At 74.4% G+C, this 14,447-nt stretch carries 14 protein-coding genes and 1 pseudogene; 14 read left to right on the forward strand and 1 reads right to left on the reverse strand.

The genetic code is table 11. The features are described from left to right. Positions 1-82 precede the first annotated feature (82 nt). From ACNTMW_RS01530 to ACNTMW_RS01555, 6 genes are read left to right on the forward strand one after another with little or no spacing between them, the layout of a single operon-like run. Positions 83-1,192, forward strand: a complete 1,110-nt coding sequence (locus ACNTMW_RS01530; protein ID WP_426631463.1) for an alpha/beta hydrolase — start codon at positions 83-85, stop codon at positions 1,190-1,192. Continuing rightward, positions 1,189-2,388 (forward strand): acyltransferase family protein, encoded by a 1,200-nt coding sequence (locus ACNTMW_RS01535; RefSeq protein WP_426631464.1) that lies wholly within the window; start codon positions 1,189-1,191, stop codon positions 2,386-2,388. The genes ACNTMW_RS01530 and ACNTMW_RS01535 overlap by 4 nt, the downstream gene beginning before the upstream one ends. 33 nt (positions 2,389-2,421) lie before the next feature. Beyond that, positions 2,422-2,565, forward strand: a complete 144-nt coding sequence (locus ACNTMW_RS01540) for a hypothetical protein (RefSeq protein ID WP_426631465.1) — start codon at positions 2,422-2,424, stop codon at positions 2,563-2,565. Continuing rightward, positions 2,566-3,258 carry a nicotinamide riboside transporter PnuC gene (gene pnuC, locus ACNTMW_RS01545; RefSeq protein ID WP_426631466.1) on the forward strand — a complete coding sequence of 231 codons (693 nt, stop codon included), beginning with the start codon at positions 2,566-2,568 and terminating at the stop codon, positions 3,256-3,258. After that, complete coding sequence (locus tag ACNTMW_RS01550) at positions 3,255-4,400, forward strand: AAA family ATPase (RefSeq protein ID WP_426631467.1); 1,146 nt, start codon at positions 3,255-3,257, stop codon at positions 4,398-4,400. Before pnuC ends, ACNTMW_RS01550 begins: the two co-directional genes overlap by 4 nt. Beyond that, positions 4,397-5,215 carry an NUDIX hydrolase gene (locus ACNTMW_RS01555; RefSeq protein WP_426631468.1) on the forward strand — a complete coding sequence of 273 codons (819 nt, stop codon included), beginning with the start codon at positions 4,397-4,399 and terminating at the stop codon, positions 5,213-5,215. The genes ACNTMW_RS01550 and ACNTMW_RS01555 overlap by 4 nt, the downstream gene beginning before the upstream one ends. Before the next feature lie 5 nt (positions 5,216-5,220). Here the strand turns inward: ACNTMW_RS01555 and ACNTMW_RS01560 are convergent, their stop codons facing one another. Next, complete coding sequence (locus ACNTMW_RS01560; RefSeq protein ID WP_426631469.1) at positions 5,221-5,661, reverse strand: low affinity iron permease family protein; 441 nt, start codon at positions 5,659-5,661, stop codon at positions 5,221-5,223. Positions 5,662-5,854: 193 nt separating this feature from the next. Between ACNTMW_RS01560 and ACNTMW_RS01565 the strand changes: the two genes are divergently transcribed. The 8 genes and pseudogenes from ACNTMW_RS01565 (at position 5,855) to hpnH (ending at position 14,431) form a co-directional block, all read left to right on the forward strand. Further along, complete coding sequence (locus ACNTMW_RS01565) at positions 5,855-6,184, forward strand: DUF4326 domain-containing protein (protein WP_426631470.1); 330 nt, start codon at positions 5,855-5,857, stop codon at positions 6,182-6,184. Between the two features lie 500 nt (positions 6,185-6,684). Next, the gene (gene hpnD, locus ACNTMW_RS01570) at positions 6,685-7,554 is read left to right on the forward strand and encodes a presqualene diphosphate synthase HpnD (protein WP_426631471.1); all 870 of its coding nucleotides are present in this window, start codon (positions 6,685-6,687) and stop codon (positions 7,552-7,554) included. Beyond that, positions 7,551-8,933 (forward strand): hydroxysqualene dehydroxylase HpnE, encoded by a 1,383-nt coding sequence (gene hpnE, locus ACNTMW_RS01575; protein WP_426631473.1) that lies wholly within the window; start codon positions 7,551-7,553, stop codon positions 8,931-8,933. Before hpnD ends, hpnE begins: the two co-directional genes overlap by 4 nt. After that, positions 8,930-9,943, forward strand: a complete 1,014-nt coding sequence (locus ACNTMW_RS01580) for a polyprenyl synthetase family protein (RefSeq protein ID WP_426631474.1) — start codon at positions 8,930-8,932, stop codon at positions 9,941-9,943. The genes hpnE and ACNTMW_RS01580 overlap by 4 nt, the downstream gene beginning before the upstream one ends. Further along, positions 9,943-11,880, forward strand: a complete 1,938-nt coding sequence (gene shc, locus ACNTMW_RS01585) for a squalene--hopene cyclase (protein WP_426631475.1) — start codon at positions 9,943-9,945, stop codon at positions 11,878-11,880. Before ACNTMW_RS01580 ends, shc begins: the two co-directional genes overlap by 1 nt. A gap of 56 nt (positions 11,881-11,936) precedes the next feature. After that, positions 11,937-12,380: pseudogene (locus ACNTMW_RS01590) on the forward strand (phosphorylase family protein); the annotation flags it as partial. Between the two features lie 87 nt (positions 12,381-12,467). Beyond that, a complete protein-coding gene (ispH, locus tag ACNTMW_RS01595) occupies positions 12,468-13,430 on the forward strand; it encodes a 4-hydroxy-3-methylbut-2-enyl diphosphate reductase (protein ID WP_426631726.1) in 963 nt (320 codons plus the stop codon). Continuing rightward, positions 13,427-14,431, forward strand: coding sequence for an adenosyl-hopene transferase HpnH (gene hpnH / locus ACNTMW_RS01600; RefSeq protein WP_426631476.1), 1,005 nt, complete (start codon positions 13,427-13,429; stop codon positions 14,429-14,431). The genes ispH and hpnH overlap by 4 nt, the downstream gene beginning before the upstream one ends. Positions 14,432-14,447 lie beyond the last annotated feature (16 nt).

Consider the following 14,447-nt stretch of genomic DNA (forward strand, 5'->3'; position numbering starts at 1 on the left):
CGCCCACGGGCTACCCGCCGCCGTCGGCAGTGTGATCAGTGGGCCGATGTCCCGGCCGCCCGGAACCGGCACCGTCGTCCACATGAGACGTATCGTTTCCCCGGCGGGTGGACCGACCGTCCGGAGCGGGTGGCGGAACCTCGGGACCGCTCTCGTGGCGATCGCCGCGGCCACCGCACCGGCCGCTGCGACGCTGCTGGCCCCGCCTGCGGTCGGCCGGCTGACCCCGCCCGCGGGCGTCGAGGCGTGGCGGGCGGACGGCCGCCGACTGCCGGACCCGCTGGCCGCCGATCCCGCCACCGTCCAGCGGTTCCTGACCGCCGCCGGCCCGGACCGGCAACAGGCGCTGGCCGCGGAGTACCCCGGCGTCGTGGGTAACCTGGACGGCGCGCCGCCGGCCCTGCGGTACGCGGCGAACCAGCGGGCGATGGCCGCGGCCGGCCCGCCGTACCGGGGACGCGCGGGGCAGTACCTGCTGTTCGACCCGCGGGGCCAGGGCATGGTCGCGCAGGTCTTCGGCGACCTGTCGACGGCCGGCCGGATCGCCGTGCTGGTGCCCGGTGCGGGCAACCGGGCGGGCAACTTCTGGCGGGGTGTCGGCGGACGGGCGTTCCGGTCACCGTCGGTGCAGGGATCCGACCTGTTCGAGGCCGCCCGCCGGTACGGATCGGACGCCGACCGGTTCGCCGTGGTGGTCTGGCTCGGCTACGACGCGCCCGACGGGGTGGACATCTCCGCCGCGCGGGAGGACCTGGCGCGGGCGGGGGCCGAGGCGCTGGTCCGGTTCGTGGCCGGCCTGACCGCGATCCGTCCACGTGCGACGGTGGCGCTGCTGGGGTACAGCTACGGCTCGACGGTGGTCGGCCTCGCCGCGCGCCGGCTGCCCGGACAGGTCACCGACATCGCGGCGTTCGGTAGCCCGGGCATGGGCGTGGACCACGCGTCAGAGCTCGGCACCACCGCGCGGGTCTGGGCCGGGCTGTCCCGCCACGACCTCATGCGGTGGGTGCCCGGCCTGCGCCTGGCCGGGCTCGGCCACGGCAGGCAGCCGGCCGACCCGGACTTCGGCGCCACCGTCTTCGGCGCCGGCGACGTGGTCGACCACGACCACTACCTCGCCCCGGGCACCGACTCCCAGGCCCACCTCACCCGCATCGCCCTGTACGGCGCCGACCGGCAGGGGGCGGCATGACCATCGCAGCACGCCGGCCCACCCGTTCCCGCCCGGCGGCCGGATGGGCGCACCGGATCGCGGCGGGCACGCCCGCGCACCGGGACCGCACCGTGGACGCGCTGCGGGCGGCCGCGATCGTCGGGGTCGTCCTCGGACACTGGATGGTGTCCGCGGTGGTGGCCGACCCGTACCGGGCATCGGCGCTGCACGGCGAGAGCCCGCAGTCGTACGCGCCGCAGTTCGCACCGGCGAGCTGGTTCCTGCAGACGCTGGGGCCGTTCTTCTTCGCCGGCGGATACGCGGCGGCGAGGGGCAGCGCCCACCGCCGGGCCCTGCCGTGGCTGGCGTCCCGCCTGGACCGGCTGCTTCGGCCCGTGCTGGTGCTGGTCGCCGTGTGGGCGCCGGCCATGCTGCTGCTGGCCGCCGCCGACGCTCCCGCCAGTACGCGGCACGTGGTCCGGTCGCTGGTGTCGCACCCGCTGTGGTTCCTGCTGGTGTACGTGGCGCTGACCGTGCTCACGCCGGTGCTGCGCCCGCTGGTCCGGCGGGCCGGACCGTGGGCCGCGCTGCCCGCGGTGGCGCTGGTCGCGGTGACCGACGCGGCCCGGCCGGACCTGCCGCTGTGGTGGCACCTGCTCGCCGTGCCGGTGGCCTGGGCGGTGCCGTACCTGCTGGGGATCGCGCTGGCCGAGAACCGGCTGCCCCGGCGGGCCGGGGCGGTGCTGCTCCCGCTGGGTCTGGCCGGCGGTGCCGCCCTGGTGGTCGGTGCCGGATACCCGGCCAGCGCCGTCGGCGTGCCCGGGGACCGCTGGTCGAACCTCGACCCGCCGTCGATGTTCGCCCTGGCCCTGGTCTTCGCGCAGCTGGGCGCGTTCCTCCTGCTGCGCCCGTGGCTGGCCGGGTTGCTGCGCCGCCCCGCCGCCTGGGCGCCGGTCGCGGCAGCCAACCTGGCCGCGATGACGCTGTACTGCTGGCACCAGACCGCGCTGCTGCTGGTCACGTTCGCCGCCCTGCCCGTCGGACCGTTGCCCGGCCTGCTCGACGCGCCCCGGCGCGCCTGGCCGGTGCACCGCCTGGCGTGGCTGCCGTTGTTCGCGCTCGTCCTCGGTGGCCTGACCGTCGTGTTCCACCGTTTCGAATCCGCCGGTGGTCCGGCCCGTGGCTCACGACCCCGGCGTCCCCCCTTGATCGACTCCCTCCGTCACCGGTTATAGTCATCGTGACCATAACCGGTGATCGGAGGCGCGATGAGGGCGGCAGCCGACGTCCGTACCAGCGAGTTGCTCACCGCGCTCACCGCGCACGGGCACCTGTTCCGCGTCTCCGCCAACGGGGTCCGGCTCACCGACGCCGTCCCCGCCCGCTACCTGACCCGCGTCGAGGAGTCCTAGATGCTCACCTGGCTGGCCGACCTGATCGCCCCGCTGAACACGGCGCTGTTCCACCTCGGCAACGACGCGGTGTCCTGGGCCGAGCTGCTCGGCTTCGTCACCGGCGCGGCCTGCGTCTGGCTGACCGTCCGGTCGTCGATCCACAACTTCTGGGTCGGTATCGCGAACTCGACGTTCTTCCTGATCCTGTTCGCGACCGCCCGGCTGTGGGCCGACAGCGGGCTGCAGGTCGTGTACATCGTGCTCGGCTTCGTCGGCTGGTGGCAGTGGCTGCGCGGCGGCAGGGACCGCACCGCACTCACGGTCGGCCGGGCCACCGCGCGGACCCTCGCCGGCTGTGTCGGGTTCGTCATCGTCGCCACCGCGGGACTGACGGTCGTCCTGCGGGCCGCGCACGACTCCGCCCCGTTCTGGGACGCGCTGACCACGGCGATCTCGCTGGCGGCGCAGTACCTGCTCAACACCAAGAAGGTCGAGACCTGGCTGTTCTGGATGGCTGCCGACATCATCTACATCCCGCTGTACGTGGTGAAGGATCTCCGACTGACCGCGGTCGTGTACGTGCTGTTCCTCGGCCTGACGGTGCTCGGCCTGCGCTCCTGGCTCGCCGCCTACCGGCAACAGCGGGCAGCCCCGCCCGCCCCGGCCGGGACCGCCCCGGTCGACGGCGCAGCGCCCGCGGTGGCGGCATGAGGGCGTTCCGGCACGGCCTGGTGATCGGCAAGTTCTACCCGCCGACGCGCGGCCACCACCACCTGATCCGCACCGCGGCGACCCGGGCCGACCGGCTCACCGTCGTCTGCATGGCCGCCGCCGTGGAGACGATCCCGCTCGCCGACCGCGTCGCATGGCTGCGCGCGGAGCACCGCGACGACCCCACCGTGACCGTGGTCGGCGTCCGCTGCGACGCGCCGATGGACCTCGGCGACGAGACGGTCTGGGCCGCACAGGTGGCGGTCATGCGCGCCGCGGTCGCGCTGGTGACCGACCAGCCGGTCGACGCCGTGTTCTCCAGCGAGGGGTACGGCGAGGAGCTGGCCGCCCGGTTCGACGCCACGCACGTCGCGATCGACCCCGCCCGCCGGGCCGTACCGGTCAGCGGCACCGCCGTCCGCGCCGACCTCGCAGCAGGATGGGACCACCTGGCCCCGGCGACCCGCGCCGGACTGGCCACCCGCGTGGTGTTCGTCGGAGCGGAGTCCACCGGCACCACCACGATCTCCCGACTGCTCGCCGACCACTACCGCGCCCGCGGCGGGGCCTGGTCCCGGACGGGGTGGGTCGCGGAGTACGGCCGGGAGTACACGGCCATCAAATGGGAACGGGACCGCGTGGACCGGCCCGACCTTACCCTGGACGGTCTGGAGTGGACGGCCGACGACTTCGACGTCGTCGCGACCACGCAGACCCGCCGGGAGAACACCGCGGCGGCCGGCGGCTCTCCACTGCTCGTCTGCGACACCGACGCGTTCGCCACCGCCGTCTGGGAACGGCGCTACCTCGGTGCCCGCGCGCGGACCGGGCAGCCGTGGGCGACCGGTCTGCCGCGCCGCGCCGTCTACCTGGTCACCGATCACCACGGCGTGCCATGGGTCGACGACGGCCTCCGCGAAGGCGACCGGGCCGTCCGGGCCGCCATGACCGGCTGGTTCACCGACGCGCTCACCCGCGCCGGCCGGTCGTGGGTCCTGCTGACCGGTAGCGTCGAGCAACGGCTCGCCCTCGCGGTCCGCACGACCGACCTGCTGCTGGCGCAGGCCGCGACGTTCGCCGCCCCGATCCCGGACGGCAGCACGGGCCGGCCGGTCGCGCGCGACGGGCGGGCCGCCAGATGAGCACCGGGCGACCGGGCGAGGACGCCTTCCTCGCCGCCTACGACCCGGCCGGGTTCCCGCCGTTCGCGCTCACCGTGGACCTCAACATCTTCACGATCCGCGACGGCGTGCTGACCGTGCTGCTGATCGAGCGCGGCGACCACCCGTACCGGGGGTTCTGGGCCCTGCCCGGCGGCCACGTCGCGCACGGCCGGGAGTCCGCTGACCGGGCCGCGGTACGCGAACTGTCCGAGGAGACCGGCCTGGACTGGACGACCGTCGACGGCCACCTGGAGCAGGTAGCGACCTACTCCGACCCGGACCGCGACCCGCGCATCCGGGCGGGGCTGCACGTCGCGTCGGTCGCGTACGTCGCGCTCGCCCCCCGCCTGCCCGACCCGACCGCCGGAACCGACGCGGCGCGGGCCCGGTTCTGGCCGGTCGAGGATCTCGACCTCGACGCCCAGCGGGCCGCCTGGCAGCGGCGTACCCGCTACCGCGGCGACGCGCCGGTTCTCGCCTACGACCACGCGCTGATCCTGTCCGACGCGCGCGAGCGGGTACGGGCGAAGCTGGAGTACACGACCCTGGCGGCCCAGTTCGTGACCGAGCCGTTCACGCTCGCCGACCTGCGCCGGGTCTACCAGGCGGTCTGGGGCCACGCGCCGGACCTGGCGAACTTCCGGCGCAAGGTGCTCAAGACCACCGGGTTCGTCGTACCGACCGACGCGTACCGTCCGGTCGCCAGTGACCGCGGTGGTGCTCCCCCGCTGCTGTACCGGCGCGGCACCGCGCGGTGGATCAGCCCGCCGTTCGTCCGCGAACCGGGTGGGTGATGCGGTCAGGAGCCCTCGCGTTCCTCCAGCCCCACGGCTGCGCGCAGTTCCTCGCGGTCGCGGCGCAGCTCCGGCCGCTCGTCGGCCAGTTCGTCCATGAGGTCGCCGAGGGCGTCGGCGATCGCGTTGAGCTTCTGCTGCACCGCCGCGTCGGCCCGGGTCTGCGAGTTCTGCAGCAGCGCCACCAGCAGGAAGGTCACAATGGTGGTGAGCGTGTTGATGATCAGCTGCCAGGTGTCGACGTTCTGGAACAGGAAGTACGACGGCAGCCACACCACGACCAGCAGGACGCAGAACGCGAAGAACCAGGCACCGGCCACCACCCGGGACGCCGCCCCGGCGAACCGGTCGAACAGCGACAACTTCCCGGCCACCTCGCTGGGCATGCGCCCGAGCCGCCCGGCCGATCCGGGCCGCGCGGCGCCGACGCTCTGTCCGCTTGTCATGTCATCCAGGTGTCCCGGGCGGCGCGGGGTTGAAACGTAGTGACACCCGTCGCGGCAGCCACCGGGCCCGGTGGGCGGCGCCCACCACCGGCCGGAAGAGCCCGCGCCGCCACAGCCCCGAAAACTCTCCCGATCAGGGAAGACCCGGGGTGGAGAGCGTCGGCCGCGTCGGCGGCCCTGCGACAATCGGACCATGCTGGCACGGCAGACCACGGTCGTAAACCTGAAGGGCCACCGGGACGACCCGGCGTACGCCGACGTGGTCTACGTCGGACGGGCCATGCACCGCGGCGGCTGGCACCTGGAAGGTTCGCCCCTGGCCAGCCCGTACCGCCCCGGCCGCGACGGTACCCGGGTCGAGGTGCTCGACAAGTACCGCGCGTACCTGGTCGGCCGCCCGGACCTCCTCGCCCTCCTGCCCGGCCTGCGCGGGCGCCGGCTCGGCTGCTGGTGCCTACCCGAGCCCTGTCACGCCCAGGTGATCGCCGAACTCGTGGACGCCGATCCGGCGCCGGCCGGCTGAACGGCATTACCGGCGCGACCTCGCCCGGCTGGCCACCACGTTGTCGCTGACCTCCGGCGGGGCGGGCCTGGCCGCGGTGCCTGATCGACCCCCGACGATACGATCCACTGCCGCGACAGCCCGACGCCAGCCACTGGGCGCACGAGCAGACAAAAACGACGACGTGCCAGCCGAGCCACTTCGCGGTCCGGCGGTTGCCCCGGTGCCGGTCGGTGACGCCGTGCTCGTCGCGCTCACCGTCGCTGCTGATGCGCGCGTACGGGATGACGGAGATGAGGTCCCGCCACCACTGTCACTCACCGTGGACAGACGCTCTCACCGCGTCACGGACGGGACGGACGGCGAGAAGGCGCGGCGCCCCCGTTACGAGCGCCGGATCGTGGGTAGCGCGCCGCCATGCCGGCCCGACTCCTGGCGTACCCGACGTCGTCCGCTCCCGCGGCGACGCCGAAACCGACCGCGCTTCCCGACAGGCGCGTACCCGAGGAGGTGGGCGCGGGATGAACCCGGCCACCGCCGTCGACGCCGCATACCGGCAGTGCGAGGCCATCACCCGGCGGGAGGCCCGCAACTTCTCGTACGGCATCCGCCTGCTGCCGACGCCCAAGCGACGGGCGCTGTCCGCGGTGTACGCCACGGCCCGCCGCATCGACGACATCGGCGACGGCGATCTGACCGACGACGAGAAACTCACCCGGCTCGGCGCCGCCCGCGAGTCGCTGCACCGGCTGCCGGCCGGCGCCGCCGGTGACCCGGTCCTGCTGGCGCTGGCCGACGCCGCCAGCCACCTGCCCATCCCACTGGACGCGTTCGACGAACTGATCAACGGCTGCGCCGCCGACGTGAACGGCACCACCTACGCCACCTTCGACGACCTCGTCTGGTACTGCCGCTGCGTGGCGGGCTCGATCGGGCGCCTGTCGTTGGGGGTGTTCGGCACCGGCGAGCCGGAGCGCGCCGCCGGCCTGGCCGACTCGCTGGGTATCGCGTTGCAGCTCACCAACATCCTCCGTGACCTGCGGGAGGATCGCGGCAACGGCCGGGTGTACCTGCCCAAAGAGGACCTCGACCGGTTCGGCTGCACCCTGGAACCGGACGGCGACGGCTTCGCCGGCCCGCCGGAGGCATTCACCGCCCTCGTGCGGTTCGAGGCCGCGCGCGCCGAGCGGTGGTACGAGACCGGACTGAGGCTGCTGCCGATGCTGGACGCCCGCAGCGCCGCGTGTACCGCCGCGATGGCCGGCATCTACCACCGGCTGCTGGCCCGCATCGCGCGTGACCCGCTGGCGGTCACCCGGTCCCGGCTGTCGTTGCCGCCCCGCGAGAAGGCGTGGGTCGCGGCGCGCGCCCTGGTCAGGCGGGCGGCATGACAGCGGCCGCCGGTAAGGACGTGTGCGTGGTCGGCGGTGGACTCGCCGGCATCGCCGCCGCCGTCCGGCTCGCCGACGCGGGCGCGCGGGTGACGCTGCTGGAGCGACGGCCCGAGCTGGGCGGGGCGACGTACTCGTTCGACCGTGGCGACCTCGTCGCCGACACCGGGCAGCACGTGTTCCTGCGCTGCTACACGCAGTACCGGGCGCTGCTCGACCGCCTCGGTACCGGCGGGCTGACCCGGCTGCAGCCGCGCTTCGCCGTACCGGTGCTGCGCCCCGGCGCCCCGCCCCACGTCCTGGCCCGAACCCCCGGCCTGCCCGCCCCGGCGCACCTGCTCCCGGCCCTGGCCGGCTACCCCCTGCTGCGCCCGTGGGAGCGGCTGCGCGCGATCGGCGCGGCCGGCGCGCTGCGGACGGTGGACCCCGACGACCCGGACACCGACCGGCGCAGCTTCGGTGACTGGCTCGCCGCCCACGGGCAGAGTCCCCGGGCCGTCCGCCGGCTGTGGGATCTGATCACCGTCGCCGCGCTGAACACGCCGGCGGCGGACGCCTCTCTCGCCCTCGCGGCGCGGGTGTTCCGTACCGGGCTGCTGGAGGCCGCCGATGCCGGCGACATCGGGCGCCCCCTGGTACCGCTGTCGCACCTGCACGCCGTCCCGGCGCGCCGGCTGCTGGCACGGCTCGGCGTCCGGGTGGTCACCGGCGGCAGGGTCGACCGGGTCGCGCCGGACGCGACCGGGTTCCGCGTCGGGTTCGCGCGGGCCGGCGGCGGCGCCGCCGGCCGGACCGAGCTGACCGCCGCCGGGGTGGTACTGGCGGTTCCCCACCCGGCTGCCGAGCGCCTGGTGCCCGCCGAGGCGGCCGACCGAGCGGACTGGCACCGGCTGGGCAGCGCCCCGATCGTCAACGTGCACCTGCGGTACGGCTCGACGGTGACCCGGCTGCCGTTCGCCGCCGCGGTCGACTCCCCGGCACAGTGGGTCTTCGACCGCACCCCGGCGTCCCTGCGGGGCGACCAGTACCTGGTGGTCTCGATCTCCGCCGCGGACGACGCCGTCGCGGTCCCGACCGGACGGCTGATCGCCACCCACGCCGCGGCCGTCGCCGGCCTCTTTCCCGCGGCCCGGCACGCGCCGCTGCGGGACGCCTTCGTCACCAGGGAACCGCACGCGACCTTCCGGCAGGCGCCCGGGACGCGGCTCTACCGGCCGGGCGCGACAACCCGCCTGCCCGGCCTCGCGCTGGCCGGCGCGTGGACCGACACCGGATGGCCGGACACGATGGAGGGCGCCGTCCGCAGCGGCCACCGTGCGGCCGACGTCGTGCTCGCCCACCTCGCGTCCCGGATCCGAGACCTGGAGGCCGCACGTTGACCGTCGCACCCGTCGCCTGCCTCGACCAGGTCAGCATCCTGGTCGAGCCGCGGATCAAGGAACTGCTGGCCCGGCTGGACCGGCGCAGCCGGCTGGTCGCGGCGTACCAGTTGGGCTACTGCGACGCCGACGGCACGCCGTCCGCCGCCAACGGCAAGGGGATCCGGCCGGCGCTGGCCCTGTTGTCGGCCCGGGCCGCGAGCTGCCCTCCCCACCGTGGTGTCGCCGCCGCCGTCGCCGTGGAACTGGCCCACAACTTCTCGCTGCTGCACGACGACGTGATGGACCGGGACGCGGTACGCCGGCACCGCCCGACCGCCTGGGCGGCCTTCGGGCCCGCCAACGCGATCCTGGCCGGTGACGCCCTGATGGTCCTCGCCCACGAGGCGCTCACCGACGACAGCTCGCCGGGCAGCGTGCCGGCCACGCGGCGGCTGGACGCCGATGTGCGCCGGTTGATCGCCGGGCAGGTGGCCGACCTGGACTTCGAGCGCCGCGACGACGTGTGCCTCGACGAGTGCCTGGCGATGGCCGCCGACAAGACGGCCGCGCTGCTGTCGTGCGCCTGTGCGCTCGGCGCGCTGCTGTGCGGCGCGCCGGCGGCCGTGAGCGGTGGCCTGTCCCGCTTCGGCAGCCACCTCGGTCTCGCCTTCCAGCTCGTCGACGACCTGCTGGGCATCTGGGGGCGGCCGGAGCGCACCGGCAAGCCGGTGGGATCCGACTTGCGGGCCCGCAAGAAGACGGTACCGATCGTGCACGCCCTCACCTCGGGCACGCCCGCCGGTGAGGCGTTCCAGATGCTGTACGCCCCCACCCGCGACCTGACCGAATCTGATCTTCCGCTCGCCGCGCGCCTGTTGGAGGAGTCCGGTTCGCGGGCCTGGACCCGCGACGAGGCCGACCGCCACCTGGCGTGCGCCCTCGCCGAGCTGACCGGCCTCGACCTGCCCGCCGACGTGCACGGTGAGCTGGTCGACCTCGCCCATTTCGTGACGGGACGTGATCATTGATGACCGTACTCCTGCCCCGGACCCTCACCGAGGACGAACTCGACGACGGGGCCCGCGCCAGCCTGAAACGGGCGACGGCCCACCTGCTCGGCCGGCAGGACCGGGCCGGTTGGTGGAAGGGCGAGCTGGAGACGAACGTGACGATGGAGGCCGAGGACCTGCTGCTACGGCAGTTCCTCGGTATCTCCGACCGCACGCTGACCGCGCAGACGGCCCGGTGGATCCGGGCCCGACAGCGCGACGACGGCACGTGGGCGACGTTCCACGGCGGGCCGGGCGACCTGTCCACCACCATCGAGGCGTACGTCGCGCTGCGGCTGGCCGGTGACGACGTCGACGCCCCCCACATGGCCGCCGCCGCCCGCTTCGTCCGGCGCGCGGGGGGCATCGAGCGCAGCCGCGTCTTCACCCGGATCTGGCTGGCGATGTTCGGCGAATGGCCGTGGCACCAGGTACCCGCCATCCCGCCCGAACTGGTCCTGCTGCCGTCCTGGGTACCGTTCAACGTGTACGACTTCGCCTGCTGGGCCCGGCAGACCATCGTGCCGCTGTCGATCGTGCGGGCGCTGCGACCCGTCCGTTCCCTCGGCTTCGGCCTGCCCGAACTGCACACGGGGCTGGGTCCGCCGCCGGCCCCGCCGCTCGTCAGCCGCGCCGGCTGGCTGCACCGCCTGGACCTGACCGCGCGCGGGTACGAGCGGGTCGCGGTCGGTGGCGTGCGCCGGCACGCGCTGCGCCGCGCCGCCGAGTGGATCGTGGCCAGGCAGGAGGCCGACGGCTCGTGGGGCGGCATCCAGCCGCCGTGGGTGTACTCGCTGATCGCGCTGCACCTGCTCGGCTATCCGCTCGAACACCCGGTACTGCGGGCCGGCCTCGCGGGGCTGGAGCGCTTCACCGTCCGTGAGTCCACACCCGACGGTACGGTCCGCCGGCTGGAGGCGTGCCAGTCACCGGTGTGGGACACCGCGCTCGCGGTCACCGCGCTCGCCGACGCGGGGCTGCCGGCCGACCATCCCGCGCTGGTACGCGCCGGACGGTGGCTGCTGGGGCAGGAGATCACGACGCGCGGCGACTGGTCGGTCCGCCGGCGCCACCTCCCGGCGAGCGGGTGGGCGTTCGAGTTCGACAACGACGGCTACCCCGACACCGACGACACGGCCGAGGTGATCCTCGCGTTACGGCGTACCGACGTGCGCGACGACCCCGCGCTGCGCCGGGCCACCCGCTGGCTGGTCGGCATGCAGTCCCGCGACGGAGGGTGGGGCGCCTTCGACGCCGACAACACCCGCGCCCTCGTCGCCGACCTGCCGTTCTGCGACTTCGGTGAGGTCATCGACCCGCCCAGCGCCGACGTCACCGCGCACATCGTGGAGGCGTTGTGCGCCCAGGGCCTGACGACGGCGCACGCGACCCGCCGGGGCGTACGGTGGCTGCTGCGCGCACAGGAGCCCGACGGGTCGTGGTTCGGCCGCTGGGGAGCCAACCACGTGTACGGCACGGGCTGCGTCGTACCGGCGCTCGTCGCCGCGGGGGTACCACCGCACCACCAGGCGGTCGCCCGTGGGGTGCGGTGGCTGCTCGACCGGCAGAACGACGACGGTGGCTGGGGCGAGGACATGCGCTCCTACGACGATCCCGCGCTGCGCGGCCGCGGCACCTCGACCGCGTCGCAGACGGCCTGGGCACTGCTGGCGCTGCACGCCACCGGCCGACACCGGTCGGCGGCCGCGCGGCGGGCGGTGGCCTGGTTGGTGTCGACGCAGCGGCCCGACGGCGGGTGGGACGATCCGTACTACACCGGCACCGGCTTCCCGGGCGACTTCTACATCAACTACCACCTCTACCGGCTGGTGTTCCCCATCAGCGCACTGGGCCGCGTGCTGCGCGACGCCGGAGACGGCCACGTGTCGCCCGACGCCGGAGACGGCCGCGGATGAGTCGGCCGGACCCGCAGTGCGCGGACTCCGCCTGGGTGCTCTGCGCGCCGATGCGCATGGAGGCGATCGCGCTGCGTCGCGGCCTGCCCGGCGCGTCCGGCGCCGTCGTACACAGCGGCGTCGGGCACCGGCGCGCCCGGCGCACCGCCCGCTCGACCGCCGTGGCCGGTGCGGATGTGCTCGCCGTCGCCGGTATCGGCGGCCGCCTCGACCCGGCGCTGCACCCGGGCGACGTCGTCGTGGCCGACGAGGTCCGCACCGATCCGCGAGCCGCCGGCACCCCGCCCGGCCCCACCGCGCTCGGCTCACCCGCCCTGCTCGTGGCGGCACTGCGCCGCCGCGGCCTGACCGTACGGGCGGGGCCGGTGGTCAGCACCGACCGGTTGGTCGACGGCGCGGACCGTCCCCACCTCGCCGCCACCGGTGCACTGGTCGCGGACCTCGAATCGGCCTGGCTGGTGGCCGGCCGCACCGGTCGGGCATGCGCCTGCGTACGGGTCGTCGCCGACACCGGCCCGGTGCTGCGGCCGGGCACCCTGCGGCAGGTGGGCACGGCGCTGGCGACGCTACCGGCGGTGGCCGCCGCGCTGAGCGAGTGGGCGGCCGCCACCACGGTGCGCCGGGTCCTGCTGGCCTCCCCCCGCTCGTTCTGTGCCGGGGTGGAACGCGCCATCGTCATCGTCGAGCGGGCCCTGCACCTGTATGGCGCGCCGGTTTACGTACGCAAGCAGATCGTGCACAACACCCACGTGGTGGCCGACCTCACCGGGCGCGGGGCCGTCTTCGTCGACGACGTCGACGAGATACCCGAGGGGGCGGTGACCGTGTTCTCCGCGCACGGTGTCTCCCCGGCCGTGCGGTCGGCCGCCGCCGCCCGGCGGCTGTCCACCGTCGACGCCACCTGCCCGCTGGTGGCCAAGGTGCACGGCGAGGCCCGCCGGTTCGCCGAACACGGCGACACCGTCCTGTTCATCGGCCACGCCGGCCACGAGGAGACCGACGGCACCGTCGGCGAGGTGCCCGGCAGGATCCGGCTGGTGCAGAGCGTCGCCGATGCCGCGCGGGTGCGCGTCGACGACCCGCGACGGGTGTCCTACCTGGTCCAGACGACCCTCGCCGTCGAGGACGTAGCCGAGATCGTCGCCGTGCTGCGCGACCGGTTCCCCGCGCTGGCCGCCCCGCCCACGGACGACATCTGCTATGCCACGACCAACCGGCAGCACGCGCTGCGTACCGTCGCGGCCGCCTGCGATGTAATGATCATCCTCGGCTCCGCCAACTCGTCGAGCTCCCGCCGCCTGGTCGAGGTCGCCGAACGGGCCGGGACGCCGGCGTACCTGGTCGACGACGCGACCGGGATCGACCTGCGCTGGCTCGCCGGTGCCCGCACGGTGGGCGTGTCGGCCGGCGCCTCGGCACCGCCCGCCCTCGTCGACGAGGCGGTCGAGGCACTGTCCGCGCTGTCCGTGCTCGGCGCGCGCGCCGTGCATGAGCACGCCGGTCCGGCCGAGGACGTCCGGTTCACCCTCCCCAAGGAGGTGCGCGCATGAGCATCCCGTTCCGCCAGCAACTGCGGATAGGCCGCTACCTGGCCGGCCAGAAGCTCCGCCGGCACGAGAAGTTCCCGCTGCTGGTCGAGTTGGAACCGCTGTTCGCCTGCAACCTCGCCTGCGCCGGCTGCGGCAAGATCGAACACCCGGCCGACGTCCTCAAACGCCGCATGCCCGCCGAACAGGCGCTCGCCGCGATCGACGAGTGCGGCGCGCCCATGGTCTCCATCGCCGGCGGCGAGCCGCTGATGCACCCGGAGATCGACGCCATCGTCGACGGACTCGTCCGGCGCCGCAGGTACGTGTTCCTGTGCACGAACGCCGTCCTGCTACCCAAGAAGATCGACAGGTTCCGGCCGTCACCGTACTTCGCGTTCACCGTCCACATCGACGGGCTGCGCGACCGCCACGACGCCTCGGTCTGCAAGGACGGCGTGTTCGATACGGCGGTGGCCGCCGTCCGCGAGGCGCAGCGGCGCGGGTTCCGGGTCACCACCAACACCACGTTCTACAACACCGACACCCCGCAGACCATCATCGAGGTGCTCGACTACCTCAACGACGAGCTGCGGGTCGACGAGATGATGCTCTCTCCGGGGTACGCCTACGAGAAGGCGCCCGACCAGGAACACTTCCTCGGCGTCGAGCAGACCCGCGAGCTGTTCCGGAAGGCCTTCGCCGGTGGCCGGCGCCGCCGCTGGCGGCTGAGCCACTCGCCGCTGTTCCTGGACTTCCTCGAAGGGAAGGTGGACTTCGGCTGTACGGCGTGGGCCATCCCGTCGTACTCGCTGTTCGGCTGGCAGCGGCCCTGCTACCTGATGGCCGACGGGTACGCCCGGACCTACCGCGAACTGGTGGAGACCACCGACTGGCAGCGCTACGGCCGGGGCCGCGACCCCCGCTGCGCCAACTGCATGGCGCACTGTGGCTACGAGCCGACCGCCGTGTTGGCGACGATGTCGTCACTGCGGCAGTCGCTGCGCGCGATGCGCTCCGGCTAGCCTCCCGCGCCCGACC

Source organism: Planosporangium spinosum, assembly GCF_049999945.1.
In the GTDB taxonomy this organism is placed as follows: domain Bacteria; phylum Actinomycetota; class Actinomycetes; order Mycobacteriales; family Micromonosporaceae; genus Planosporangium; species Planosporangium spinosum.